This window comes from Rhodanobacteraceae bacterium (assembly GCA_024234055.1).
Lineage (GTDB): Bacteria > Pseudomonadota > Gammaproteobacteria > Xanthomonadales > SZUA-5 > JADKFD01.
On record JACKOW010000001.1, the window covers coordinates 62,041 to 87,122 of the forward strand.

Sequence of the window (25,082 nt, forward strand, 5' to 3'; positions counted from 1 at the left end):
TCGCCGAATCCTGGAGAGGGAGCACGCAAAGAAAAAGCACAGAGAACACGAAGAAGAGCGTTCAGATCTTCGAGATGCCACGAAACCATCGTCATCGCAGGCCACACGAGTGTGACCCTTTCTCATGCCCCGCGCCCCGCGCCCCGCGCCCCGACAACCGACAACCGACAACCGACAACCGACAACCGACAACCGACAACCGACAACTACGCCGCCGAACTGCCGTCGCCGCCCACCGGCGCGTACAGCCGCCGCAGCAAGGCCTGCAAGTAGCGGTGTTCGCGATTCAGCTCCTGCCGCCGCTGCACATAGTCGGGATACAGCTGGGCAACCACGCCCCAGAAGCGTGGGCTGTGATCGCGGGCCACGAAATGGGCCAGTTCATGCACCACTACATACTCTGCGAGTGACTCGTCGGCAAAGGCCAGTGCCAGGTTCAGCGCGATCGCGCCCTGTGGCGAAAGGCTGCCCCAGAGGCTGCGCATGGGTCGAATACGCAGCGCCTGGCAGCGCGCGCCCACCAGCGGTTCGTACTCGCGCAGCCACACCCGCGCGCGCATCGCCAGGGCATCGACCAGACCGGCGATGATCAGCCGTTGTGCCGCCTTGGCGGCAGCCAGATCGCACTTGGGCACGCGGCAACGAATCGCCTGGGTATCGATATCCAGACGCGCCGGGCCGTGCTCGAAGTGGATGGGCAGCAGGCGCCCGAACCAGGGCACGCGACCGGGCCAGCGCGGATCAAGCGCCAGATCGACGGCGGCCCGATCCACCGCCTGCCGATGCACGCGCACGGTCTGTTCCAGCCATTCGCGATGCTGCTCGAAGAAGGCCAGAGCGTCGGTGGCCGAGACCCGCTCCGGCCAGATCAGACGGGCGAAGCCGCTCTCCACCGAGATCTTCAGTCGACTGCCACGCGCCAGACGTTCCACCTGCAAGGGCCAGCCGGAAACTCGCTCGGGCAGCTGCGCAATGGCACGCGCGGCGCTGTCACGCCGGATCAGCAGACGTCCACTCATGAATCGGTGCTGTTCCGGTCAGTCGACAAAGCGCAGCACTTCATCGAGTCGCGCATACAGGCGCCGCAGTTCCAGACTCATCAGCGTGAACTCGGCATCCAGAATCTGGTCCGGATCGGCACCGTCCTGGGCGTCCAGCTTGTCGGCAATCACGTCGAGGAAGCGCAGCTTGCGCAGCTTGGCCTTGGAGTCCAGCACGAAGCCGATGCGGCCGTCGAAGATCAGGCCCAACTGGGTCACCTGCTTGCCGCAGCGGGCATGTTCCTTGACTTCATCGGCACCGAGGTCGTGGTGCCGACAGCGCACCACCGAGGTCTGGTCGCTCGGATCCTTGAGCTCGCATTCCTCGCCGAGTTCGAAGCCGCCCGGCAATTCGCCCGAGATCAGCCACTCACTCATGACCAGTTCCAGCGAAGCCTCGGTGGCCAGTGGTCGCGCCGGGAAGGTGCCAATGGCGTCGCGTACTGCAGTGGCGACTGCCTCCACGCTCTTGTCGCTGCCGCTGTCCACGGCCAACAGTCGCGAGGGCGCATCCCAGTAGGCGCCGGTGCGCGCGCGCTTGATGAAAGCGCGTGGCAGCAATTCGCCCATGGCCGCCTCCCGGAATTCATTTCTCAGGCGCTTGCCGGGTTTGCGTCCGGTTTTGGCCTCATGTTCGGCAATCTTCTCGGCCACGGCATCGCCAAGCACCGATGACGGCAGCAGGCGCGACTCCTGGCCCAGGCAGAACAGCAGCGCCTCGGCGCTGCCGTGCGAGAGCGCCGCGCCTTCGCGGCTGAAGGGTGTCAGAAAGCCGCGCGTCTCCATCTCCAGCGGGCCCGGGCTGCGCAGCGGGTGTTCGGCCAGAGCTGATTCGAAGGGTTCGGCGCTGAGGCTGAAATCAGCCGGCAGTCGCATCAGTGACAGATTCTTAAACCACATGTTGGGGGTCATTCTCCGAATGGGGTTTGCCGGCCAGCCAATCCTGGGCCTTCAGCACAACCGGTGTTTGCGAGCCCAGCGACGTGAAGTCGAACAGCGAGCGGTCAGCCAGCTGGGATGGGCGGATATTCATCAGGCTCTTGAAGATGTTCTCGATGCGGCCGGGGTTGGCGCGTTCCCATCCGGCCAGCATCTCCTTGATGACCTTGCGCTGCAGCGTCTCCTGCGAGCCGCAAAGATTGCACGGGATGATCGGAAACTGCTTGAGCTCCGCATAGTCGACCAGATCCTCCTCGGCCACATAGGCCAGGGGCCGGATCACCACGTGCTTGCCGTCGTCGCTGAGCAGCTTTGGCGGCATCGCCGAGATCTTGCAGCCGTGAAACATGTTGAGGAACAAGGTCTCGACGATGTCGTCGCGGTGATGTCCGAGGGCGATCTTGGTGATGCCGTGATCTTCGGCATAACGATAGAGAGCGCCCCGGCGCAGGCGCGAGCACAGGCCGCACATGGTCTTGCCGGCCGGAATCACACGGGCGACCACGCTGTAGGTGTCCTGTTCCAGAATCTCGAAAGGCACACCCTGCGCCGCCAGGTAGTTGGGAAGGATCTCGGCCGGGTAATCGGGTTGCTTCTGATCCAGGTGCACGGCGATCAATTCGAAATCCACCGGAGCTCTGCGCCTGAGCTCGATCAGAATGTCCAGCAGCGCATAGGAGTCCTTGCCACCGGACAGGCAGACCATCACCCGGTCGCCCTGCTCGATCATGTTGTAGTCGGCGATGGCCTGGCCGACCTGATGGCGCAGGCGCTTGACCAGCTTCTGTTGGTTCACGGTCAGTGTCGGAGCAGACATGGCAGCGGGGCTGGCGGACGGGGCGCGAATTGTAGACGAGCAGGGCCCAGGCAACACCCACGAATATCGGATCAACCCTTTCTGTTCAGCGCCCAGACTGGCGTCGGCGCCATTCTCGGACACCGGCGTTGCCGGGCCGGCCATCGCCCGGGCGAGCGGCTCGGAGCTACACTGTGAGGATCGATCTCAAGCTGGGTGCGGCCATGCAGGATGATGGGCAGATAGTTCGACGACTCGCCGAGTTGCGTCTGGAGCACCGTGATCTCGATGAACTGGTGGCCCGGGTGCATGGCAGCGCAGCGCTGGATGAGTTGGCGATCAAGCGCATGAAAAAACGTAAGCTGAAACTGAAGGACATGATCGCGCAGCTCGAAAGTCGGCTGATTCCAGACATGGATGCGTGATTCCGGGTCGCTGATGGCTTGGCGCCCATGCGTATGCAAGCCATAATCCGCGCCCCCTTGCCCACCCTGGTGCCACTGACCGATGCAGCGTTTCCTGGAATTCGTCAGCAATCACCCGGTGCTGTGGTCACTGTTGATCATTCTTGTGGTGGCGTGGGCCTTCGTCGAACTTCGTGCCCGGGCCCGCGGCAGCGTCAATCTCGGAACCTTCGAATTCACCCGTGAGCTCAACAGCGGAAATGCACTGCTGATTGATTTGCGACCGGGCGCCGACTTCGACAAGGGACACATCCGTGGCGCCAGACACCTGACGCCCTCACAGGTCGACGCCGGCGGGCGCGATCTGCTCAAGCACAAGGATTCGGCCGTTCTCGTCTATTGCCAGAACGGCATCACCTCGGTCGACGTGGCCGAGCGCCTGCTCAAGGCCGGCTACGCCAAGGTCTATAGTCTCAAAGGTGGAATTGCCGCCTGGATCCAGGATCAGTTGCCGCTGGAGCGCGGCAAGAGCCGCTGACTTGGCTTAACCGCTGCAACCGTGACTTGTTGCATGCTAGTCGGGGCACGTAGGGTTGTTGTTGGAAAGACGGGAGGAGCACATGTTCAAGTTTCGCTTGATCGTTGCGTTGATGTTGGGGGCGGCTCTGGCGATGAGCGTCATGCCGGCGGATGCGGCGCGCAACAAGAAGGAAGAGAAGTCTCAGGTCAGCAAGAGTGGCCGAGAGGACAAGAAGCCCATTTCGAGCAAGAAGTTCGTCAAGTCCTATGGACACATCGCCGACAAGTACGAGTCCGACGACTACGACGGTGCGATGGAAGGTCTGGACAAGCTCGACAGTCCCAAGCTGAGTCCCTACGAGCGCGCCAAGGTGGCGCAGATGCGTGGCTTCATCTACTACAACCAGGATCAGGTGCCCGAGGCCATCGAGCAGTTCAAGCTGGCGCTCGCCACCGATGCGCTGCCGAATGCCGAGCATTTTCAGCTCAAGCTGACGATGGCCGAGCTGTATCACATCAACGATCAGCTGACCGAATCGGCCGCGGTCTTCGATGACTGGACCAAGGATGCGGAAACCATCACCGGACGCAACTGGGCCCTCCAGGCAAAGAATTACTTCGATCAGGACGATTACGAGCAGGCCCTTGTCTATCTCGACAAGGCCTTTGCCACGGGTGACAAGCCCGAGCGCTCCTGGCAGCAGATGAAAGCCAATGCGCTGTTGTCGCTGGAGCGCACCGATGAGGCCATTGCTTTCGGCCGAGAGGTGCTGGCGCAGGCGCCCGACGATCCTGAGTTTGTGAACTTTCTGACGGCGCTGCTGCTCGACGCCGACAAGCCCCAGGACGCCGTGACCATCCTTGAGGATCTGCGCGCTCAGGGCAAGCTCGGCAAGGAGAATCTGTACGTCAACCTGTATGCCGCGTATCGCGATCTGGAGCGCCCCAAGGATGCGGCGGCGACCATGAGTGCCGGGCTCAGCAGTGGCGTGGTCAAGGAGACCAAGGACCGTTACCTGCAGGTGGGTGAGGCCTACTACGACGCCGAGTCGCTGCCGGAGGCGCTGGCTGGGTTCCGTCGTGCGGCAGAGTTGTCCGATGCAGATGGTACGGCCGATCTTTACGTGGGCCAGGTGCTGCTCGATCAGGAAAAGCCGAAAGAGGCACGCGAGGCATTTACAGCCGCGATCCAGAAGGGCAATCTCCGCCAGCCGGGTAACGCCTATTACCAGCTGGGAATTGCCGAACTCGACAGTGACAACGAAGCGGCCGCGATCGCCGCATTCAAGAAGGCCCAGGGTTACCCTGAGTCGAACAAGAATGCGACACAAGCGTTGAAATCTTTGGGGCGATGACAGCGACTTTGGTGCCTTCCGCCTTGTGGCTAACGGATCAGTGGTGTAGCTTCGCCCGACTTTGGGGAGGCTTCCGCAGACGGTCCAGGCAGAGGGCAGCCGGAGAACGCGGATTCCAGAATATGAATACTTTGAATCCTAATTTGACAGCACGCTGATGGCTGCTAACGACCACTCCCAGGGACCAAAGGGTCTCAACTTCAGGCGCGTCTCGGCAATCGCCGTCACGTTGACTGTCCACTCCGTCTTGGTCGGGCTGCTGTTGCTGCCCGCCAAGGCGCCGACTGGTGAGAAGAAGCTTCAGGAAAACACCATCGAGGTGGTGTTCCTTGAGCCACCACCACCACCGCCGCCGCCGCCACCGCCGCCGCCACCGCCGCCGCCGGAACCTCCGAAGATCATCAAGCTCGAGATCAAGAAGGATATTCCCAAGCCTGAGGAGCGTCCGCCGGATCCGCCGCCGGAAGTCGCTGACGTCATCACCGACAGCACCGAGGGCATCGCGATCCAGCCGCCGGCGCCGCCGCAGCCCGAGCGTGGTGATGGTCCGCGCGAAGTCGCACCGTCTGTCGACATGTCGATGATGCGTGCACGTCCGCCACGTTATCCGCCGGCCATGCTGCGTCGCGGCATCCAGGGCGAAGTCATGCTGCGCATCCTCGTCGGCATTGATGGCAAGCCCGAGAAAATCGAAGTCGAGAAGTCCAGCGGACACCGCGAGTTCGATCGATCGGCGATGCAGGCTGCACGCAACTGGCGCTTCAATGCTGGCCAGCGTGACGGCGCGTCCTATTCCGGCTGGGCTCTGGTCCCGGTGCGGTTCTCGCTTGCAGATTGAGGTCAGTGGTCATGCAGGATCAAGTTCCCGCTTCAACTGAAATGGTCGATCCCAACGCCGCCGGGGCGATGTTGGATCCCGGTCAGGCCAGCCTGGATGTGTCGTCAGCGCTGCCGCCCGGGATGGATCGGCTCGACTTGCTGATGGGCAATACCGACTCATTGGCCTTGAGCAAGATGGGTTTTGCCCATCTGATCGACAACGCCGACATCGTCGGCATCGTGGCCTTCACCGTCATGGGCATCATGTCCTTGCTGGTGTGGTACTACATTCTTTACAACGCCCTGCGGTTGGTGTCGGTGCGCGCTCGCACGCAACGCATCATGGAATCCTTCTGGGAGGCATCTTCCCCGCGCGAAGCCATCGAGCAGCTGCGCAGCGAGCCGGAATACGAGCCTTTCAGCAAGATCGCGCTGGATGCGGCTTTTGCGGCCGAGCACCATTCAGATGCCCTGGGTGGTCGGATGGCCGAAGCACTGAGTCGCCACGAATTCATCGATCGCGCACTGCGCAGTGGCGTGCAACGTGAGGCGGCTCGCATGGAATCGGGCCTGACGCTGCTGGCCTCGGTTGGCTCCACCGCGCCCTTCGTAGGCCTTTTCGGTACGGTGTGGGGCATCTATCACGCCCTGATCAGCATCGGCCAGACCGGCGAGGCGACGCTGGACGTGGTCGCCGGACCGGTGGGTGAGGCCCTGATCATGACCTGTATCGGCTTGGGCGTGGCTATTCCGAGCGTCTTGGCCTACAACTACTTCGTGCGCAGCAACAAGGCGCTGAATGCCAGCTTCATGACCTTCGCCCACGATCTGCTTGACTACTTCGCGACAGGCAATCGGGTGCGCGGTCAGCGCTACGGCAACAAGCAGCACGCGCCGAGCGCCGGCTGACCGGCTTTGTGACAACCAGCGGCTCCGTGATCGGGGCCGTCGAGCAAGGATCTGAGCGATGGGAATGAGTACCGGCGGTGGTGGCCCGCAGAATGCAGCCCCGATGACCGATATCAACACGACGCCCCTGGTGGACGTCATGTTGGTGCTGCTGATCATCTTCATGATCACGGCACCGCTGATGCAGAACAAGGTACCGATCTCGGTGCCCGAAGCGCCGAATGAACCGGACTCGGTGGAAGAGCGCGCCATCACGCTCAACATCCAGGACAAGGGTGGCGGCATGGTCCAGTACTATTGGGTCGACGATCCGATCGGCCTTGACGGACTGGAAGCCCGACTGGCGATAGAAGCCGCCAAGAAGCCTCAGCCCGAGATCAAGATCCGCGGCGATCGCAGTGTGCAATATCAGCACATTCGCACCGCACTGGATCTGGCCAAGCGCAAGGGCATCAGCAAGATTGGTTTTGTGACCGCCCCCGGCGAATAAGCAGCCGCAGGCGCAGGAGACGACATCATGGGTATGAGTGCAGGTCCGAGCGGCGGTGGTCCGGGTAGTTCGCCGATGGTAGACATCAACACGACGCCGCTGGTCGACGTCATGCTGGTGCTGTTGATCATCTTCATGATCACGGCGCCGCTGTTGGCGCACAAGGTGCGCATCAATCTGCCGCAGCAGTCCACGGATCCGGCGGACAAGAGCAAGATCGAGCAGAAGCGGCTTGAGCTTCGTGATCTGGGCGGCGCCATCGAGATTCGCCTGAACAACGATCCGATCAGCCAGGAAGTCCTCTTTGCCGAGTTCCGCGAGATGGGCCGCAAGGTCAAGGACGATCAGCCGGAGTACAAGATCGAGGCGGATGAGACGGTGCCTTACAGCGTGCTCGCCAATGTACTGGCGGCGGCCAAGCGCTCCAAGGTCGAGCGCATCGGCTTTGACAGCCTGTCGACCGCATCAGGCGGCGTCGGTGCACCACCGCCGCCGGGCTGATTCGGCCTGAGCAAAGACGAACAACGCCGGGCTCTGTCCCGGCGTTTTCGTTGGTGCCCAGCGAATGCTTCCGGGTTCATCGTGAAGGCTTGTCTGCCCGAGGAACATTGCTTGCAATCGGAGATTCTCGCCGCCGAATCCGGGTTGCCGAACCGGTCTTCGTGCGGGCCGAAACCGTGAAGCCTGGGCTGGTTATCGGCAACTGAATTCCGACTCCAGGATGAGGCATCGCCTGTGCGTGGCTGCGCTACGCTTGGGCCGGCGCAATCAGCGCCCAAGCTGTGGAGCCGGTCATGATGCAAGCGGATGCTCGTGCGATGCCGATGGCGGATGTGAACACCACCCCTTTGATCGACGTGATGCTGGTGCTGTTGATCATTTTCATGATTTCGGCGCCGATGCTGGCGCAGCGACTGCCGGTACCCAGTCCACAACCAGGGCCACAGGTATTCGAGCCGACGCAGCGCCATCTGGTGCAATTGGAAGCGATAGGCACCGATCTCCGCCTGACCCTCGATGGTGAAGTGATCTCCAGATCTGCTCTGCAACAGAAACTGGTGGCCGCCGCCCGCCTGCCGGAGTCTGGACAGCCGGAGTTCCGCATCGACGCCGCGGCCGACGTGCGTTTTGATCACGTGGTGGCACTGCTCAGCGACGCCCGCCGCACCGGCGCCGCGCACGTGGGGCTGGCACGCGCTGACTGATGGCCCCGCGCCGGGCGGCGGCGCCAGTGGCAACGCCGCCCGGCAGAGGCATTGACGCGACCCAGCCCAGGGGGCCGGCGTCGTGGACCTGCGGCTAACCGTCGCCGTTTGTGGCTCGGATGATGGCCAGATAGCGCGCCACGGTAGCGGCCAGCCCGACGTCCAGGGCCTCGGCAATCAGGGCATGGCCGATGGAGACTTCCTTGATGCAGGGCACGGCCGCCAGCAGCGGGCCCAGATTGCTCTGATCCAGGTCGTGGCCGGCATTCACCGCCAGACCGCAGGCGAGCGCCCTTTGCGCAGCCCTCCGGCATGCGGCCAGCGTTGCGGCAGCATCGCCGGACTCGGCCGCATGGGCGTAGGGACCGGTATAGAGCTCGATCCGATCAGCGCCGATGTCGGCGGCGCGCTCGATGTCGGCGGAGTCTGCGTCCATGAACAGGCTGACGCGCATGCCCCGGGATTTCAGTCTGGCAATCAACGGTCGCAGGCGTTCGCCATCGGCTTGCAGATTCCAGCCGTGGTCGGAGGTCAGCTGCTGATCGCCATCCGGGACCAGCGTCGCCTGCTCCGGCCGGCAAAATTCGAGCAGGGCCATGAATCCGGGATAGCCGGGTGCAGGCCCGGCAAAGGGGTTGCCCTCCAGATTGAGTTCCACACCCGCAGTCGTACAGAGCTCGCGCATCGCTTCGGCATCGGCGGGTCGGGCGTGTCGCAGATCAGGTCGTGGATGCAAGGTGATGCCTTCGGCGCCCGCCGCCAGCACTGTGCGCGCAGCGCCCAGAGGATCGGGGCGCGTGCCACCACGGGAGTTGCGCAGAAGCGCCACCTTGTTCAGATTGACGCTGAGTGCGGTACGGCATCGCTCAGGCGTAGCCATTGACTGAATCATCGTATTACCATTGATCGGAACACTGGAAGGATTGCCACATTCCTGTGTAGGATAGCGTGCTCCGCGGTGCCTCCTGTGCCGTGGTTTGACTCGGATTAGTGAGGCTTAGTCATGGAACAGATGGGGATCATGCACATGTGGGGCGCGGCCGATTTGGTCGCGAAATTCGTGTTCGTGGTGGTGTTGATCATGTTTATTGGTACGGTGTGGTTCATTGCGACCGCGTCGATGCGCAATTTCTCGATTCGCTCCCGCGCACACAAGGTTATCGAGACCTTCTGGCAGACGACTAATCCGCAGGAAGCCATTCGCGCGATGGAGGCACAGCCGGCCAGCGAGCCCTTCTCCAAGATTGCTCTGGAGTGCGCCAACGCCGCTGCGCATCACGCCAAGAACGAAGGCAGCCGCCTAGTCGAAGCCTTGAACCGCAGCGAGTTCATCGACCGCGCTCTGCGTCAGGCGGTGAGCCGCGAAAGCGCCAAGCTCGAAAACGGCCTGACCTGGCTGGCCTCGGTGGGCTCCACCGCGCCCTTCGTCGGTCTGTTCGGTACGGTGTGGGGCATCTACAACGCTCTGATCAAGATCGGTGCTTCGGGCCAGGCATCGCTGGACGTGGTTGCAGGTCCGGTCGGTGAGGCGCTGATCATGACCTGTATCGGTCTGGGCGTCGCCATTCCCTCGGTGTTGGCCTACAACTTCTTCGTCCGCGCCAACCGCGTGACACTGGGTCAGTTCGACGAGTTCGCGCATGACCTGCACGACTACTTTGCCACTGGCGCCCGCGTCGGCGGTGGTCCGCAGCCGACGATGCGCGTGCAGGCCGCTGCACCGAAGGCCGCTCCGGGCAAAGCTTGATCGCCTGAGTAGCAACGACGCAAAGCGCGACGGCCCCGATCGGGGCCGTCGCCGTTTCAGTGACTCGCAAATCCGGGCTTGCAGCCGCCTTTACGGGTGCAGCCCCGTAGTCGCGCAGCGTGCTCAGCCGCCGTGGTGCATGACTGTATTGGGTTGGATCACGCCGGTGTAGATGCCCAGTGCAATCAGGGCGAACAGCAGTATCGACAGGCCAATGCGCCAGGACAGGGCCTTGACCACGCGGTCAGTCTTGCCATGGTCATTGAGCATGTAATAACAACCTGCCGCCAGGTTGTAGACGATGAAGATCAGGAACAGCACTACCACCAGCTTGACCATGGAGACGCCCCTCAACGGGCGGATGACAGGCAATGGGCTAGTGTACCTGCTCCGCCTGCAAGGATTGATCAACACCCATGCGTAGCCACCCATGTTGTCGAGTGTCGCGGCAGCCGTACCAGGCTGGTCGAGAAATCGGCGGTGCCCGTTCCGCCGTCCGCACGGCGCGATCATGAAGCAAGGGCGACACCTTGGCCGTGCCCTGTTGGGCTATGCGGTGCTGACACTGCTGAGCTCTGGCGGTCTGGCGAGTCTGGGTATCTGGCAGTTGCAGCGGGCCGAACAGAAACAGCAGTTGCTGGACGCCATTGATCGTGCCGGATCCGAAAAAGCCGTTGATCTGGGCGATGCGCTGGCGAATGGCGTGGACTTGCACTTCCGCGCAGTCACTGCCCGCGGTCGTTATCTGCCCGATCGCCAGATCCTGCTCGACAACCAGATACGCAACGGCGAGCCCGGAGTCCAGGTCTTTGTGCCCCTGCAACTGGATGGCGGTGGTCAGATGCTGCTCGTCGATCGCGGCTGGCTGCCCTGGCGGGACCGCGCAGGGCCGCTTCCCATTGCCACTGTCAGCACGGAATCGGTCGCCGTTGACGGCTTGCTGCTGAGCGCGCCGGCGGCCGGCCTGGTGCTCGGCGCCGAGGTCCGTCAGCAGTGGCCGCTGCTGGTCACTCGCATCGATCTTGCCGACCTTGAGCGCCGTCTCCAGCAGCCGCTGTTAGACTTGGTACTTGAAGACCGCCAGACGCCGCGCGCGCAGACCCTGCGCAGCGGCATGCTGCCGCCTGAACGCCATCGCGGCTATGCGCTGCAGTGGTTCGGTCTGTCCCTGACAGTCATCATCATCTTTGGCGTGCTGGCCATTCGCTCGTGGCGCGCCAGGTCAATAACGCCATCATGAATCAACGACGCCTGCAACTGACCCTGATCCTGGCCGCCTTCCTGCTGCCTGCCGTCATCGCGCTGCTGTTGCAGACGCGCTGGTTCCATTGGGAGCCGGAATCGACCAAGAACCGCGGGCAACTGATCTCTCCCGTGGTCGCGCTGACGCCCTCCGAGCCGGTCGCCGATGGCCATCGCTGGAGCGTGGTCGTGCGTATCCCGACCGTCTGCGATGCGGCCTGTGAGCAACGGTTGACCTTGCTTTCGCGTATCCGGGAGGCCTCGGGCAAGGAGATGGATCGGGTGCAGATGGTCGCCTGGACGGGCGGGCAGCGAAGCCTGGCCGCCGAATGGGGCGCGCGCTGGGAACCGGCATCGAGTGCATTGATCGAAACCCTCGCCGTGCCCGAGGCTGGCGTCATGCTGGTCGATCCGCTGGGCAATGCCATGATGCGCTATGCGGCCGATGCCGATCCCACCGATGTGCGCAAGGATCTTGCCCATCTGCTGCGCTGGAGTACCGTCGGCAAATGAGCATCATCGAAGAGACCCTGCGCGACTTCTGGGCGCTGACCAAGCCGCGGGTCGTTGCCCTGATCGTGTTTACGGCCGTCGTCGGCATGTTTCTGGCCACGCCGGGCTTGCCGGGATGGCGACCGCTGATCCTGGGCAGCCTGGGCATCTGGCTGGCGGCCTCCGGCGCAGCCGCCATCAATCAGATTCTGGATGCGCGGATTGACGCGCAGATGGCCAGAACCATGTATCGGCCCTTGCCGCGGGGACGGCTCACCGAGACCCAGGCGTTGATCTTCGCCCTGATCCTGGCGGCGATCAGCATGCTCATGCTCTCGATCTGGGTGAACGTGCTGACCGCGGTGCTGACCTTCGCCTCGCTGATCGGCTATGCAGTGATCTACACCCTGTTCCTCAAGCGGGCCACGCCGCAGAACATCGTCATTGGCGGCGCCGCCGGTGCCGCACCGCCGGTGCTCGGCTGGACGGCGGTCACCGGCACGCTCGATCCGCACGCGCTGTTGCTGTTCCTGATCATCTTCATCTGGACGCCGCCCCATTTCTGGGCGCTGGCGATCTTCCGCCGTGCCGATTACGAAAAAGTATCGATCCCGATGTTGCCGATCACCCACGGCGTGGTGGTCACACGTTGGCACATCCTCGCCTACACCGTGATCCTGTTCATGGTCACCTTGTTGCCCTATCTGACCGGAATGGCCAGCTTCTTCTACCTCGGCGGCGCCATCGTTCTCGGGCTGGGATTCCTCTATTACGCCATCCGCCTGATGAATCCGCCCGACGAGCTGTTTGCGCTCAAGACCTTCAACTATTCGATCCTGTATCTGGCAGCCTTGTTCGCCTTCCTTCTGATCGATCACTACTTGCCGCAGCCGCGCTTCGGGCCGGTTCCGATGGTGCTGGTGCCGATCTGAGGCGCGCCTGTGGCAGCGGACTTCGTCCGCGATCATTTGCTCCGGCAATGACCTGTTGCGGCTCAAGCCGCTCTCGTACCGGACACGCCGCAAGCATTTGATCAGAAGCTTTTCCGCAAAGGGCGCAAAATAGAGCGATTCCTAAGTTGTCAGCCGGCCATTAGCATCGCGATGAACTCTCCGGGCTGATCAACGCCCAGATAAATCTCCTCGACCACCGCCGATCCGATCAGTGTCGCCAGTTCCTCGCCGGGCTTCAGACGAATCACTACATTGGCCTCGCCTCGCCATGACGCTGGTTCAAGGTCGCCGCGGCTTTTCTTGGTGAAGTTGGGGGCTCTGCATCAACACATTCTGAAGGCTATTGGATCCGCGAACTGCCACGGTCGTAGCGCGGCTCCGGCGCGCGTGAAGTTGGATGTTGACCTAAAGTCCATCGCGCCGGCGGCCGCGGCTCTGTTGCGGGGAGAGCGCCGGGCGCCTCGCGTATGAACCCTGCGGTTCAGGCGGATGATTCGGACGCGAAGGACCCGGCCTACAACAATGCGCCGAGGGTTTGGCGCGTCGGCATTTTGCGGCCGGAACAGCAGAGCACCGGCCTTCGCCAATCGTCCCACACGCTCAATTTCAGGAGAACCGCTCCATCTGTTCCTGGATGAATGCGGACTCGTAGTTCTTCCCGATCGAATAGGCCGCGATCTTCCCGATATGGGTGTAGGGCAGTTTCGACTCCGTGTGCCAGGCATTGAAGGCCTGCTGCACCTTGGCCAGATCGCCCTTGCTGGTCGGCTGATCGGCGATCTCGAATCCAGCGCGCTTGATCGCGGCGATGACGTCCGGGGTCATGATGAAACCGTCCCAGCCGATCTGACGCAGAAACCACTGCCCGGTGGCGCCGCCCAGGCGCGATCCGTGCTTTTTCAGATGAGTCATCAGCCCGATCTGGTCATCTGCCGGCCATTCAGCCAGGAAGCGGGCGAAACTGCCATGGCGCTCGGCAATCTCAAGTATGTAGCCGACGTTTTCCATGACCGCCTTGATCTTCGGCCAGTTGCGCACCACGCGCTTGTCCGAAGTGTAGGCCTCCCATTCGTCGATCGGCATTGAGGCCAGGCGGCCGATATCGAAGCCGAAAAAGGCCTCTTCGAACTGCGGCCACTTGCTCTCGATCACCTGCCAGTTGAAGCCGGCCCGGTTGATGCACTTGGCCATGGCCGAGAGCACCCGGTCATCGCCCAGCGCGGCCAGTGCTGATTGAGACGGCACCTTGGGTAGCAGGCGTCGCAGCGCGGACTTGCCGCCTTTGCGCTCGGCCGCCATATCCTGAATCGTCTGAAACTTCGTCCAGTCCATGGGGCGTCGTCCGGTCGTGAGCGGAGTTGGATGGTAACTACACAAGCTACTCGGCGCAGCATTCAGGGGCGATAAGCGCGCAGCAGATCGGACACCAGAATGCCGTTGATGCTCATGCCTTCCAGATTGGAATCGCTGATGCTGACCTGGCTGAAATTGATGTCGGCAAATTGCGCCCCCGCCAGTGACACATTCGAGAAACTGGCTGAGGCCAGATTGACGTCTTCGAAGCGAGCGCTAGCGAGGTTGACGTCCTTGAAGGTGGCTGATTCGAGAGACGTGTTTTCGAACACATGAGGATCTTGATTCACGATGCTTGCTCCAGAGTGAAGTAGCGGCAGGCCCAATAGCCCTTGAAGTTCAGTGTGGTGAATCGTGATCCGGCTCGGCCATGGCATCGTCCAGCCGCTCCAGCAGCGCGCAGGCGCGATCCAGCACATCCAGTTCTCGTGCGTGCGCATGATTTGCGCCAGTGGTGCACTGGCCTCCCGAGCCGCCGCAATCAGGCGTTCGCTGCCGAGCGGTGTCAAATCGTAGGTCGCAGGCGACGCGCGAGACGCAGTATCGATCGCCGCAATCGCGCTGCGGTTTCCCTGGGGTCAGTACCAGTCACGGCAGGCTAGATACAAAGATTAGTCTTTCTACATGCCAAGGTTAATCTTGGTACCTGGCAAGCTGCTCGACTTCACGCAGCGCCGATCCGCTGGCTTGGGTTGGCGTGCTGCCGATGAGCGCGCCGCTGCTGATCATGGTGGGCTGGATGCACCTACAAGAGCCCACAGCCCCTGTGGGAGCGGACTCCGTCCGCGATAGATCTTGCCTCAGACTGTCGTTGCAATCGCGGGTAGAGCCCGCTGCCACAAGAGCCCAGGCCCCTGTGGAAGCGGAATTCGTCCGCGAATGATCTTGCCCCAAAGTGCCACTCAGATCGCGGGCGGAGCCCGCTCCCACAAAAGCCCGCTTTCACGGTTCAGGTTGCTCGGACCCGGGCCGCGGGCTAAGGAGAGACCTCTGGTATCTCAGCCTTCGCCACCGCTTCTTTCGCCGCCGCAATTCGTGCCTCGACCAAGGTCGCGGCGCGGTCCAGGTAGCTGAGCGCGGCCGGCGTCGGCGCCTCCATGCTGCCCTCCAGCATCCACAGAGCTTCGCTGACCTTGTCGTAGGCTGCTGTGGGCGGCACATAGCCCTTGGTCGTGTCCGGATTGGTCCACAAGCCCCTGGCAGCCTCGTCCAGGGTCTTGCTGGTGGTTTCGATGGCCTTGAGCGCCATCAAGGTGGCGTCTTTCTCGTCCGGGATCAGGGTCGGGTCGGCGCGCTTGGCGCTGGCCTGTTGCTGCTCCAGCAGGGACCGCTGGCGTTCCAGATCGGCCTTGCGGTTCTTGATCAGATCAAGTGCGTCCACCAGGCGTGTCTGCAGGTCTGCGGCGCGCAGCACGGCCTGCTGGCGCGCGGCCAGTGCCTCCGGGCTCACCGACAGGCGAGGATCCAGTTGCACCTCGATCGGCAATGTGGCGCTGACATCGCCGCGTTTGAGCGTGGCCACGTAGCTGCCCGGCAATGCGGAGGGGCCGCTGGGATCGAACAGCCCAGGAGGCGCCGGCGAGCGCGGTGCCGTCAGTGTCAGATCCCAGGTCCAGCGGTTCAGGCCCTGGGTGACTTCGACCTCGGCGAAGCGCATCAGTTTGCCGGTGCTGTTGCGGATTTCCACCCGCAGCGGCTTGGGCTTGTCGGCTTCCGGGTCGTCGCTGCTCGGCGTCGCGGGCAGGGCAGCCAGTCGCGCGCGCTCCTGATCGCGGTCGGGCAACGGCAGCGTGGGGTCGTTGATCCAGACGCTCAGGCGTGCGCCATAGGGCGCATTCTCGCCGACGAAATTCTGGTCACCGGCAAAGCGCGGGCCGGCCGGTTGCGGCGCGATGTAGAGCACCCCGGGCGTGCTGTCCAGTGCGGTCAGCGCGGCCTTGGGCACCCCCTCGCGGGCGATCCGCCGCAGGCTGTCGACATCATCGACGATGAAAATGCCGCGGCCGTGGGTGCCCAGAATGAGATCGTGCTCGCGCGGATGCACGGCGATATCCATGACCGACACGGCGCGCGGCAAGCCCTGGCTGAAACGTACCCAGCTGTCGCCACCATCAAAGGACAGGTACAGACCGAGTTCGGTGCCGAGGTACAGCAATCCGGGCTCGACCGGATCCTCGACCAGCGCCAGCGCATAGCCATCCACGCCCTTGAGATCGAAACGCCGCACCTTGGAACCGTACTCGTCCAGACGCCAGGCGTAGGCTGCCATGTCGCCGTTGCGGTGATTGTCGATGACCACGAAGGCGCGGCCGGCGTCATGCCTGGATGCATTGATGTGCGGCAGAAAGCCGAAATTGGGCGCGCCCTTCAGCCTGGCTTCCAGACTCTGCCAGCTGCCGCCGCGATCACGGGTGAGCTGCAGACGGCCATCGTCGGTGCCGGCCCAGATCACGCCTTCGGCCAGCGGGCTGGGTTCGATGGCGATCAGGGTGGTGTTGTTTTCGGCACCGGTCACATCGGGCGTCAGGCCGCCGGTTGCGGTGTCCTGGCGGGTCGGGTCATTGCTGCTCAGGTCCGGCGAGATCGTGGTCCAGGTCTCACCGCGGTCGCGGCTCATGTGCACGAACTGACTGCCGAAGTAGATGGTCGCGGCGTCGAAGGGATCCTGGGCGATCGCCGCGTTCCAGTTGAAGCGCAGCGGCACGGCGGCATCGTCTGCAGCTGGCCGGATCATGCGCTTGCTGCCATTGCTGAGATCGTAGCGGCTGACGTAGCCCTCCTGGCTCATGGCGTAGCCGCGGTTGGCGTTGTCGGGATCCGGCATGGTGTCGAAGCCGTCGCCAAAGTCGACCTCGCGCCAATGATGATTCTGGATGCCGCCCGCTTCCCACACCTGCGAAGGTCCGCGCCAGGAGCCATTGTCCTGTAGCCCGCCGTAGACATGGTAGGGCTGCTCCATGTCGTAGCGCACATGGTAGAACTGGCTCAGCGGCAGATTGCTCACATAGCGCCAAGTCTGGCCGCGATCGTTGCTGAAGCCGACACCGCCGTCATTGCCGCTGATCAGCAGTTCGCCGCGGCTGGGGTGTACCCACAGGGCGTGATGGTCGGGATGGAGATCGTTCCAACCGGCCAGCGTCTCGAAGTTCTTGCCGCCATCGTGAGACACCTCAACGAAGGTGCTCAAACGATAGACGCGATCGGGTTGCTCGGGATCGACCCTCAGATCGGCGAAATAGAAGGGCCGCGGGTGCACATTGGTGCTCTCGTTGACGGTCACGAAGTGATCGCCGCCATCGTCCGAGCGCAGCAGCACGCTCTTCTTGGCTTCGACCAGCACATACAGCGTGCGCGGCTGCGAAGGCGCCAATGCCAGCGTGATGCGACCCAGTTCACCCTTGGGAAGGCCCTCGATCGCCCCCAGCGGCTGCCAGGTCTCGCCGCCATCCACCGAGCGGTACAGCCCCGAGCCGCTGCCACCGGAGCGGAAGCTCGACGGCGTGCGCCGGAAGCTCCACAGCGAGGCGTAGAGCCGATTCGGATTGGATGGATCGATGACCAGCTCGCTGGCACCGGTATCGGCGCTGCCAGGCAGCACAGCGCGCCAGCTATTGCCGCCATCGGTGGTCTTGTAGATCCCGCGCTCGCCGCCGTCGCCCCAGAGCGGACCTAGCGCCGCGACCCAGGCCGTATTGCCGTCCCGGGGATCGACCACGATTCGGTGGATACGCTCGGACTTGCTCAGGCCCAGAAACTTCCAGGTGCTGCCGCCATCGGTGGAGTGATACACACCTCGCCCTATCGAGGTGCTGTTGCGGACGTTGCCTTCGCCGGTGCCGACCCAGACCGATTGCGGGTTGTTCGGATCGAGCGCGATGGCGCCGATGGCGTGTACATCTTCGCGATCGAAGATCGCGGTCCAGGTCAGTCCGGCGTTTTCGCTCTTCCAGACACCACCGGTGGCTGCGCCCACATAGACCGTGCGCGGATCGGCGGGATCAGCGGCAATCGCCGCCACGCGGCCGCTCATGGCAGCCGGCCCGATGGCGCGGGCCTTGAGCCCGGCCAGCAAGGTGGAATCAACCGGAGCGGCCAGCGCACAGGCGCTGATCGACATCAGAAGCAGGGAAAACGCAGCTCGCATTGTTCACTCCAGGTTGGCGTCATCGGCGGAATTGTGCGCCTGGCGCCAGGGGCGCCAGGTGAAGACCAGCGGTACCGGATCATGCCCGCCTTCGCAGCCCGGATGACAGCGGCCGACGCGGCAGATGGCCATGTACACACCGCGGCCAGCGCCATGGCGGGCGATGGCCTCGGCCGCATAACTCGAACAGCTGGGATAGAAACGACAACGCTGACCCAGCAACGGACTGATGAAGCGTTTGTAGAAGCGCAACAGCGCCAGGAGCAGGGAGCGGATCACGAGCGGGCGGTCGTATTCAAAGCATGAACGATAGCGCGCATGCGCTGGAAGGGGCGTTGTCCTGCGCTGAAAACCGGCACAGCATCGACGCCCAGTCGCTGGAGGAATTCATGCATGAACGGCTTGCCCTGGTATTTCGATGTGCTCTCGCCTTTTGCCTATCTGCAACTGGAATGCCTGCGACGCGACCATCCTGACCTGGTACTCGATCCACGACCGGTGGTGCTGGGCGCTGTGCTCGCCCACCACCGGCAACTGGGCCCCGCGGAGATTGCCGGCAAGCGCGAATTCACCTACCGATTCGTCATCTGGCGCGCACGGGAGCTGGGACTGCCGCTGCGCTTTCCGCCGCGCCATCCCTTCAATCCGTTGCCGGCGTTGCGTCTGATCATCGCCGCGGGCGGCTCGGTGAATGTCGTCCAGCGCACCTTCCTCCATATCTGGGCGCAGGGCCGCGGCTGCGAGAGCCTTGAGGAACTGCAGACGCTGGCCGCCGAGTTCGGCATCGACGATCTGGCCTCCGCGATCTCGACGGCGGAGGTCAAGGAGGCACTCAAGCACAGCACCGAAGATGCTCTGAAAGCTGGCGTGTTCGGCGTGCCCACCCTGATGGTGCACGGCCAGCCCTTTTTTGGTCAGGATGCCACGGCGCTGGCGCTCGCTGTCTGGAAAGACCCCGGGATGTTGCAACAGGGCGAGTACGCACGCAGCACCGCCATTCCGGTGGGTGTACAGCGCTCGCGAGTTGCGCCGTAGGGCACGGCGTCGGCAAACCGTGCTGTTGTCGCTGACCAGCAGCGGAAGCGGGACGCAAAGGACGCGAAGGAAAAGCAGAAAGGACGCAAAGAAGAGAGATCAGCATTTACCAGGAGGCGCCGGAACCATACGTCCGGCGGCGCAGCCGTCAGTTCAATCACGATCGCCAGAACAGCGTTGAATCCGCCAGTTTTCGCTGTCCCAACGTGGCCCTCCTTCGTGATCTTTCTGCTTCTCCTTCGCGTCCTTTGCGTCCCGCTCTTGTCCTCAACCAAACTCAAGGCGACGCTCATACGCCCCCCGCGCCCCGTGCCCCGTACCACGCTCAGCGGTTTCCGCGGCTGGCCATGAACGCGATCTTCTCGAACAGCTGCACGTCCTGCTCGTTCTTCAGCAAGGCGCCGTAGAGCGGCGGGATGGCCTTGCGCTGGTTCTTCTCGCGCAGGGTTTCGGCCGGGATGTCCTCGGCCAGCAGCAGCTTGAGCCAGTCGAGCAACTCGCTGGTCGAGGGCTTCTTGCGCAGTCCCGGGGTTTCGCGCAGCTGGAAGAAGGCGGCCAGCGCTTCGCGCAGCAGATCCTGCTTCAGACCCGGATAGTGCACCTCCACGATCGCGCGCAGGGTTTCCTCGTCGGGGAAGCGGATGTAGTGGAAGAAGCAGCGGCGCAGGAAGGCGTCCGGCAGTTCCTTCTCGTTGTTGCTGGTGATGATGACGATGGGGCGAGACTTCGCCTGCACCAGCTGCTGGGTCTCGTAGACATAGAACTCCATCCGATCCAGTTCGCGCAGCAGATCGTTGGGGAATTCGATGTCGGCCTTGTCGATCTCGTCGATCAGCAGCACCAGTCGCTGTTCGCTGACGAAAGCCTCCCAGAGCTTGCCTGGCACCACATAGTTCTTGATCTCGCTGGCGCGCGGGTCGCCAAGCTGGGCATCGCGCAATCGATTGACCGCATCGTATTCATACAGTCCATGCTGAGCCTTGGTGGTGCTCTTGATGTGCCACTCGATCAGAGGCGCGCCCGCAGCGCGGGCGATTTCCTGAGCCAGCAAGGTCTTGCCGGTGCCAGGCTCACCCTTGACCAACAAGGGCCGTTCCAGCGTGATGGCGGCATTGACCGCCAGTTGCAGCTCACGCGGGGCGACGTATCGATCAGTGCCTTCAAAGCGCATGGACGACTCGGATAGCTGGAGATTCGACAACGATATCGCGAGTGGGGTGAAAAGGGGGCAGGGGGCAGGGGGCGTGTTGAAGCGGGGCACGGGAAACGGGGCAGGGGGCACGGGCGGCGCGACTTGCCACGGACGCCGGATGCAGGCTGTTGTAGGTCCAGACTTGTCTGGACGCTTTTTGGGTCGTAATGGAGAAGCGTCCAGACAAGTCTGGACCCAGTGCGCTCGCAAGCGCACACACACAGCACGGTGGAAGTCCGTGTCGGGGTAAGCCAAGGCCCCGTAGCTGAGGGTAACTGCGTCGTCGCGAGGCGGGGTGGAGAGCAACCGGAAGCGAACTGGCGGTCTGCAGGAGACGAACTCGATTCGGCGTGGAACGACGACGAGCTTGCTGGGTTATGGCGAAGTCTGGAACACATCGGTCACGCTGTTTTGGCGTGTAAAGCGATGACCGGGTCGTCCGCGTGGTTGGGGGTGGAACGCTGGGACGTGTGTGTGAGTGAAGCGAGGAGACCTGTCGGTCGGGGTGTGGTCGGCAGGAGTCAGAGTCCTGGTAGTACCGTGTCGGCGATGTGGTGGTGGGGGCGCGTGGCGGGGACGTCGCGCAGGGTTTGGAGGGCCGCTCCTCTGCCTGAGTCCAACTGGATCGTACGCGAGAGCCGTGGTCACCATAAACCACGGGTAGGGAAGCGGGATAGGTGTGGTGGAGGTGGAAGGTATCTGATGACCGAGAACGCAAGTGAAGTCGCGGTATTGGCTGAGCCTAGGCAAGCGACGTCGAACCGGCCCGAGGGTTTGGGTTGGGTAGACCGGAGCATTTGGACCGACCGCATGTTGGCGGCGCTGGGTAACGGCGTCCAAGGAGGCAAGTGATTGCCTACTTCGCCCAGCTCGGGCTGTACACCCTGACCACAGCCCGTGGCCGAGCGAGCCAATCCCGATGAGGAAACCACCCGCTGGAGAGCCGTATGCGGGAGAACCGCACGTACGGTTCGGAGGGCGGGGCGGCCATAGGCCGCTCCGACCCTATCAACAGCCCAGGTCCTATAGCCTTTTCCCGTGCCCCGTGCCCCGTGCCCCGTGCCCCGTGCCCCGTACCCCGTACCCCGTGCCCCGTGCCCCGTGCCTCAATTCGCCCTGCCGCGCTCCACGTGCGCCGCTGCCAGTTCCAGTGCGTGCTCGAAGTCGCGGGCGTAGGCGAGTTCACCTTCGCGCTCGTGCAACCCCATGCGCTTGAGTACCTTCTGCGGCTGGATCTGCAGTCCGGACAGAATCAGCAGCGTGCCGGCCTTGCGCAGCTGTGCCATGAAGACTTCCAGCGTGTTGACGCCGCTGACGTCGATCAGCGGCATCAGTCGGGTACGCAGGATGAATACCTTGGGGTAGCCTGTATCCCGGAAGGCCCGCAAGGCATCCTCGATGCGACTGGTGGCACCAAAGAACAGCGGACCGACAATGCGGAATGCTTCGACGCCCGCTGGCAGACGCCCGCGCATATCGGTGTCTTCCCCGCCCTGTTCAATCTCGTCGGCCAGCGTGTGGTCTTCGATCTCCACGGTGCGCGCCATCCGATGCATGAACAGGAAGGAGGCGACCACCAGGCCGGTCTGGATGGCCACGGTCAGATCGACCATCACGGTCAGCCCGAAGGTCAGCAACAGCAGCAGCCGATCGCCGATGGGTGCCTGCAGCAGGTGCTTGAAGCGTTCGATCTCGCTCATGCCCCAGGCCACCAGTACCAGCACCGCCGCCAGCGCCGCCAGCGGCACGTAACGCATGATCGGCGCCAGCAGCAGCATGAACACCAGCACGAACACCGCGTGCAGCATGCCGGCGATGGGCGTGCGCCCCCCGGCGCGGACATTGGTGGCCGTGCGGGCGATGGCGCCGGTGGCCGGCAGCCCGCCGAACAGCGCGGAGGCGGTATTGGCCACGCCCTGGGCAACGAGTTCGGCATTGGAGCGATGGCGCTGACCGGTCATGCCGTCGGCCACCACCGCAGACAGCAGGGATTCGATGCCGGCCAGAAATGCGATCGTGAAAGCGGCCGGCAGCAGAACGCGCATGCGATCCAGGTCGAACTGAGGCAGAGAGAAGACCGGCAGTGCGCTCGGCAGATCGCCAAAACGGCTGCCGATGGTTTCCACCGGCAAGTTGAACAGCACAGCGGCCAAAGTGCCGCCGACTACCGCAATCAGGAAGCCCGGCCATTTCGGTGCATATCGGCGCAAGCCCACGATGGCGGCGATGCAGGCCAGGGCGAGGATCAGGGCAGCCCAGTTGAAGCTGGGCGCCGCCTGCCACAGCGCCTGCATCTTCGGCAGGAACTCAGCCGGTACCTGGGACATCTGCAACCCGAACAGATCACGCAACTGACTGCTGAAGATGATCACGCCAATGCCGGCGGTAAAGCCGGTAATCACCGGCTGCGGCATGTAGCGCATCAGCAGTCCCAGGCGTGCCCAGCCCGCCAGCAGCAGCATGACCCCAGCCATCAGCGTGGCCAGCACCAGGCCGTCGTAACCATGGCGTTCGATGATCGCGAACACCACCGGAATGAAGGCGCCAGTCGGGCCACCGATCTGCACCCGGCTGCCGCCAAAGGCCGAGATCAGGAAGCCGGCGATGATCGCCGTGTGCAATCCCTTTTCAGGGGCTGCGCCGGAAGCAATGGCCAACGCCATGGCCAGGGGCAGCGCGACAATGGCCACGGTGAGGCCGGCCACGGCATCGCGGCGCAGATGATCCAGCGTGTAGCCCTCACGCCAGGTGGTCAGCAACTTGGGTTCGAAATGCTTGCGCAGGGACATTGCGGCATCCGCCAGGTGGACCGCGACACATTAGCGCCGACGACCACCGGGATTCTTGACCGCATGCAATTTGCCCGCGAAAACGGATGCGGGGAACGGGGAACGGGGCACGGGGCACGGGGCACGGGAAAGGCGCAGGGCTTCGGTGCAGTTGTAGGTCCAGACTTGTCTGGACGCTCTTGGCGTCGTGCTGAAGAAGCGTCCAGACAAGCCTGGACCCACAAGAGCTGGCGTCATTGCGAGGAGCGAAGCGACTAAGCAATCCAGTGCGTTCGAGGCCGGGCCTCCGGACTGCTTCCCCCGGAACAAGTCCGGGGTCGCCATGACGCTGTCTGGGAAGGTGCGGGCGATCGCGGACGGAGTCCGCTCCCACAGTCATGCTGCCCGCAGCGCGGGCAACATGTGCGACGGTCTGGCAACCAGCAACCAGCAACCAGCAACCAGCAACCAGCAAGCCCTCAGCGCGGACAGCTCACTTCTTCGCCGGCGGCGTTGTAACAGGTGCCGGAGTGCTGCACGCCCTGGCCGGTAGTGGCGGTGGTCTGTCCCTGGTAGCTGTTGCCGGCGGCACTGGTGGCACTGGTGTTGCGCACACCCGAGGCATTGCCCTGGCCGTCGCCACTGGCCGACGCGCTGGTCTGGAAGCGTCCCCCGGCCGCTGTTTCGCCCGCTGCGCCGCCCTGGCGGTTGAAACTGCCGTCGGCGTTCTTGTTGAACTGGCCGGCGCGAGCTCCGCGGCCGCCCGCGGCGGTCTGGGCGGCGCCGCCGCTGGCACCGGCGACATTGCCCTGGCCATCGGTGGTCACGCCAGCGCCGCGGGCAAAGCGGCCGCCGTTGGGACCGGCGCCCGCGGCCGCGCTACCGGCCGTGACACCGCCCTCAGCGTTCGTCGTGGCGCCGCGTGCCTTGGCGCGTCCGGCCGCGTCTGCGGGCATCGACAGGGCAACAGCGGCGAGGGTGGCAACTGCAATCAGGGTGCTCTGGATCATCTTGTTCATGGTGGTTCCTCTTGTGTTGTGGAAAGCGTTGTCTTTCGGGTCGGCAGGGCGTGTCAGTCGCGGCCCTGCAACACGGCGATCGCCTGCAGAGCGCGTTCGGCCTGTTCGGTAGCCTGGATCAGGAATCCGCGCACCTGTGCCTGCTGGGAGGGATTGAGGCTGTCGTAGAAGGCCAGTCGCTGGTCGCGCAGCTGGCGCTGTTCCATCAGCGCCGTGAGTGCGATGGTTTGGTAGTCGGCACCGATGGCGCGAAGATCGACATCGGGATCGGCCAGTGCCACCCTGGTCTCAGCCAGTTCAGCCTCGATCGAACTCAGGGTGGCTTTGCGAAAGGCCAGGGTCTGCGCCTGGATCTGTTCCCAGGCCGCCTGCTGCGAGGCATCCAGGCCCAGTTCCTGGGCTGAGGGCGCCTGGACGCGGTTGAAGAATGGGCCGGCGACGGCGTGGTGGGCGCTGGTCAGTCCGGCGACCAGCGTCAGGGCCAACAAGCTTCTGCGAATCATCGGGGTTTGCTCCGGGTCTGGCCGCCCCGTTGGCGGCAGGGACAGATTGACGCCGAGACTTGAGTCCACTGTGTCCAGAACGGGCGAAGTTGTAAGCGGATGTAAGCGCCTGCCAGCTGGGTGACATCCGCTCACGAATGCGCTTGCGGCGGCATCGG

26 protein-coding genes are annotated in these 25,082 nt (G+C 63.5%); 13 read left to right on the forward strand and 13 right to left on the reverse strand.

Annotation, left to right across the window (positions count from 1 at the left end; genetic code table 11):
• Positions 1 to 206: 206 nt before the first annotated feature.
• Genes H7A19_00250 through ttcA form a run of 3 tightly spaced genes read right to left on the reverse strand, consistent with a single transcriptional unit; the run spans position 207 to position 2,796 of the window.
• A complete protein-coding gene (locus H7A19_00250; protein MCP5473259.1) occupies positions 207 to 1,019 on the reverse strand; it encodes a DUF45 domain-containing protein in 813 nt (270 codons plus the stop codon).
• 18 nt (positions 1,020 to 1,037) lie between these two features.
• On the reverse strand, positions 1,038 to 1,940 hold the full coding sequence (locus H7A19_00255) for a recombination-associated protein RdgC (protein MCP5473260.1): 903 nt from the start codon (positions 1,938 to 1,940) through the stop codon (positions 1,038 to 1,040).
• Positions 1,930 to 2,796: a tRNA 2-thiocytidine(32) synthetase TtcA gene (gene ttcA / locus H7A19_00260; GenBank protein ID MCP5473261.1), complete on the reverse strand. Its 867-nt coding sequence runs from the start codon at positions 2,794 to 2,796 to the stop codon at positions 1,930 to 1,932. The genes H7A19_00255 and ttcA overlap by 11 nt, the downstream gene beginning before the upstream one ends.
• A gap of 203 nt (positions 2,797 to 2,999) precedes the next feature.
• On the opposite strand from ttcA, the gene H7A19_00265 reads away from it, so the two are divergent.
• The 8 genes from H7A19_00265 to H7A19_00300 all read left to right on the forward strand — a co-directional run bounded on the left by H7A19_00265 (position 3,000) and on the right by H7A19_00300 (position 8,476).
• Positions 3,000 to 3,200: a DUF465 domain-containing protein gene (locus tag H7A19_00265; GenBank protein ID MCP5473262.1), complete on the forward strand. Its 201-nt coding sequence runs from the start codon at positions 3,000 to 3,002 to the stop codon at positions 3,198 to 3,200.
• An 82-nt stretch (positions 3,201 to 3,282) separates the two neighbouring features.
• The gene (locus tag H7A19_00270) at positions 3,283 to 3,717 is read left to right on the forward strand and encodes a rhodanese-like domain-containing protein (protein ID MCP5473263.1); all 435 of its coding nucleotides are present in this window, start codon (positions 3,283 to 3,285) and stop codon (positions 3,715 to 3,717) included.
• A gap of 82 nt (positions 3,718 to 3,799) precedes the next feature.
• A complete protein-coding gene (locus H7A19_00275) occupies positions 3,800 to 5,053 on the forward strand; it encodes a tetratricopeptide repeat protein (GenBank protein ID MCP5473264.1) in 1,254 nt (417 codons plus the stop codon).
• A gap of 229 nt (positions 5,054 to 5,282) precedes the next feature.
• Positions 5,283 to 5,891, forward strand: a complete 609-nt coding sequence (locus H7A19_00280) for an energy transducer TonB (GenBank protein ID MCP5473265.1) — start codon at positions 5,283 to 5,285, stop codon at positions 5,889 to 5,891.
• Positions 5,892 to 6,013: 122 nt separating this feature from the next.
• Positions 6,014 to 6,781, forward strand: a complete 768-nt coding sequence (locus H7A19_00285; GenBank protein MCP5473266.1) for a MotA/TolQ/ExbB proton channel family protein — start codon at positions 6,014 to 6,016, stop codon at positions 6,779 to 6,781.
• Positions 6,782 to 6,884: 103 nt separating this feature from the next.
• A complete protein-coding gene (locus H7A19_00290; protein ID MCP5473267.1) occupies positions 6,885 to 7,271 on the forward strand; it encodes a biopolymer transporter ExbD in 387 nt (128 codons plus the stop codon).
• Between the two features lie 27 nt (positions 7,272 to 7,298).
• Positions 7,299 to 7,772 carry a biopolymer transporter ExbD gene (locus tag H7A19_00295; protein ID MCP5473268.1) on the forward strand — a complete coding sequence of 158 codons (474 nt, stop codon included), beginning with the start codon at positions 7,299 to 7,301 and terminating at the stop codon, positions 7,770 to 7,772.
• Positions 7,773 to 8,065: 293 nt separating this feature from the next.
• Positions 8,066 to 8,476: a biopolymer transporter ExbD gene (locus H7A19_00300; protein ID MCP5473269.1), complete on the forward strand. Its 411-nt coding sequence runs from the start codon at positions 8,066 to 8,068 to the stop codon at positions 8,474 to 8,476.
• A gap of 94 nt (positions 8,477 to 8,570) precedes the next feature.
• Here H7A19_00300 and H7A19_00305 read toward each other — a convergent pair whose 3' ends face one another.
• A complete protein-coding gene (locus tag H7A19_00305) occupies positions 8,571 to 9,356 on the reverse strand; it encodes a pyridoxine 5'-phosphate synthase (GenBank protein MCP5473270.1) in 786 nt (261 codons plus the stop codon).
• Between the two features lie 123 nt (positions 9,357 to 9,479).
• On the opposite strand from H7A19_00305, the gene H7A19_00310 reads away from it, so the two are divergent.
• A complete protein-coding gene (locus H7A19_00310; protein ID MCP5473271.1) occupies positions 9,480 to 10,223 on the forward strand; it encodes a MotA/TolQ/ExbB proton channel family protein in 744 nt (247 codons plus the stop codon).
• 123 nt (positions 10,224 to 10,346) lie between these two features.
• Here H7A19_00310 and H7A19_00315 read toward each other — a convergent pair whose 3' ends face one another.
• Positions 10,347 to 10,655, reverse strand: coding sequence for a twin transmembrane helix small protein (locus H7A19_00315; protein ID MCP5473272.1), 309 nt, complete (start codon positions 10,653 to 10,655; stop codon positions 10,347 to 10,349).
• Between the two features lie 79 nt (positions 10,656 to 10,734).
• Between H7A19_00315 and H7A19_00320 the strand changes: the two genes are divergently transcribed.
• Genes H7A19_00320 through H7A19_00330 form a run of 3 tightly spaced genes read left to right on the forward strand, consistent with a single transcriptional unit; the run spans position 10,735 to position 12,889 of the window.
• Entirely contained in the window at positions 10,735 to 11,463 is a 729-nt protein-coding gene (locus H7A19_00320) for an SURF1 family protein (protein MCP5473273.1), read from the forward strand.
• A complete protein-coding gene (locus tag H7A19_00325; GenBank protein MCP5473274.1) occupies positions 11,460 to 11,978 on the forward strand; it encodes a hypothetical protein in 519 nt (172 codons plus the stop codon). Before H7A19_00320 ends, H7A19_00325 begins: the two co-directional genes overlap by 4 nt.
• Positions 11,975 to 12,889 carry a protoheme IX farnesyltransferase gene (locus H7A19_00330; protein MCP5473275.1) on the forward strand — a complete coding sequence of 305 codons (915 nt, stop codon included), beginning with the start codon at positions 11,975 to 11,977 and terminating at the stop codon, positions 12,887 to 12,889. The genes H7A19_00325 and H7A19_00330 overlap by 4 nt, the downstream gene beginning before the upstream one ends.
• Positions 12,890 to 13,516: 627 nt before the next feature.
• Here H7A19_00330 and H7A19_00335 read toward each other — a convergent pair.
• From H7A19_00335 to yidD, 4 genes are all read right to left on the reverse strand, one after another.
• Complete coding sequence (locus tag H7A19_00335; GenBank protein MCP5473276.1) at positions 13,517 to 14,242, reverse strand: DNA-3-methyladenine glycosylase I; 726 nt, start codon at positions 14,240 to 14,242, stop codon at positions 13,517 to 13,519.
• A 62-nt stretch (positions 14,243 to 14,304) separates the two neighbouring features.
• A complete protein-coding gene (locus H7A19_00340; protein MCP5473277.1) occupies positions 14,305 to 14,640 on the reverse strand; it encodes a pentapeptide repeat-containing protein in 336 nt (111 codons plus the stop codon).
• Between the two features lie 599 nt (positions 14,641 to 15,239).
• Positions 15,240 to 18,407, reverse strand: a complete 3,168-nt coding sequence (locus tag H7A19_00345; protein MCP5473278.1) for a hypothetical protein — start codon at positions 18,405 to 18,407, stop codon at positions 15,240 to 15,242.
• A gap of 3 nt (positions 18,408 to 18,410) precedes the next feature.
• Positions 18,411 to 18,686 carry a membrane protein insertion efficiency factor YidD gene (yidD, locus tag H7A19_00350; GenBank protein ID MCP5473279.1) on the reverse strand — a complete coding sequence of 92 codons (276 nt, stop codon included), beginning with the start codon at positions 18,684 to 18,686 and terminating at the stop codon, positions 18,411 to 18,413.
• A gap of 114 nt (positions 18,687 to 18,800) precedes the next feature.
• On the opposite strand from yidD, the gene H7A19_00355 reads away from it, so the two are divergent.
• Positions 18,801 to 19,442, forward strand: coding sequence for a 2-hydroxychromene-2-carboxylate isomerase (locus tag H7A19_00355; GenBank protein ID MCP5473280.1), 642 nt, complete (start codon positions 18,801 to 18,803; stop codon positions 19,440 to 19,442).
• Between the two features lie 325 nt (positions 19,443 to 19,767).
• Here the strand turns inward: H7A19_00355 and H7A19_00360 are convergent, their stop codons facing one another.
• The 4 genes from H7A19_00360 to H7A19_00375 form a co-directional block, all read right to left on the reverse strand.
• Complete coding sequence (locus tag H7A19_00360) at positions 19,768 to 20,613, reverse strand: MoxR family ATPase (GenBank protein ID MCP5473281.1); 846 nt, start codon at positions 20,611 to 20,613, stop codon at positions 19,768 to 19,770.
• 1,127 nt (positions 20,614 to 21,740) lie between these two features.
• Positions 21,741 to 23,423: an STAS domain-containing protein gene (locus H7A19_00365; GenBank protein MCP5473282.1), complete on the reverse strand. Its 1,683-nt coding sequence runs from the start codon at positions 23,421 to 23,423 to the stop codon at positions 21,741 to 21,743.
• A 458-nt stretch (positions 23,424 to 23,881) separates the two neighbouring features.
• Positions 23,882 to 24,421, reverse strand: a complete 540-nt coding sequence (locus tag H7A19_00370) for a hypothetical protein (protein MCP5473283.1) — start codon at positions 24,419 to 24,421, stop codon at positions 23,882 to 23,884.
• Positions 24,422 to 24,474: 53 nt separating this feature from the next.
• Complete coding sequence (locus H7A19_00375) at positions 24,475 to 24,924, reverse strand: Spy/CpxP family protein refolding chaperone (GenBank protein ID MCP5473284.1); 450 nt, start codon at positions 24,922 to 24,924, stop codon at positions 24,475 to 24,477.
• Positions 24,925 to 25,082: the final 158 nt, after the last annotated feature.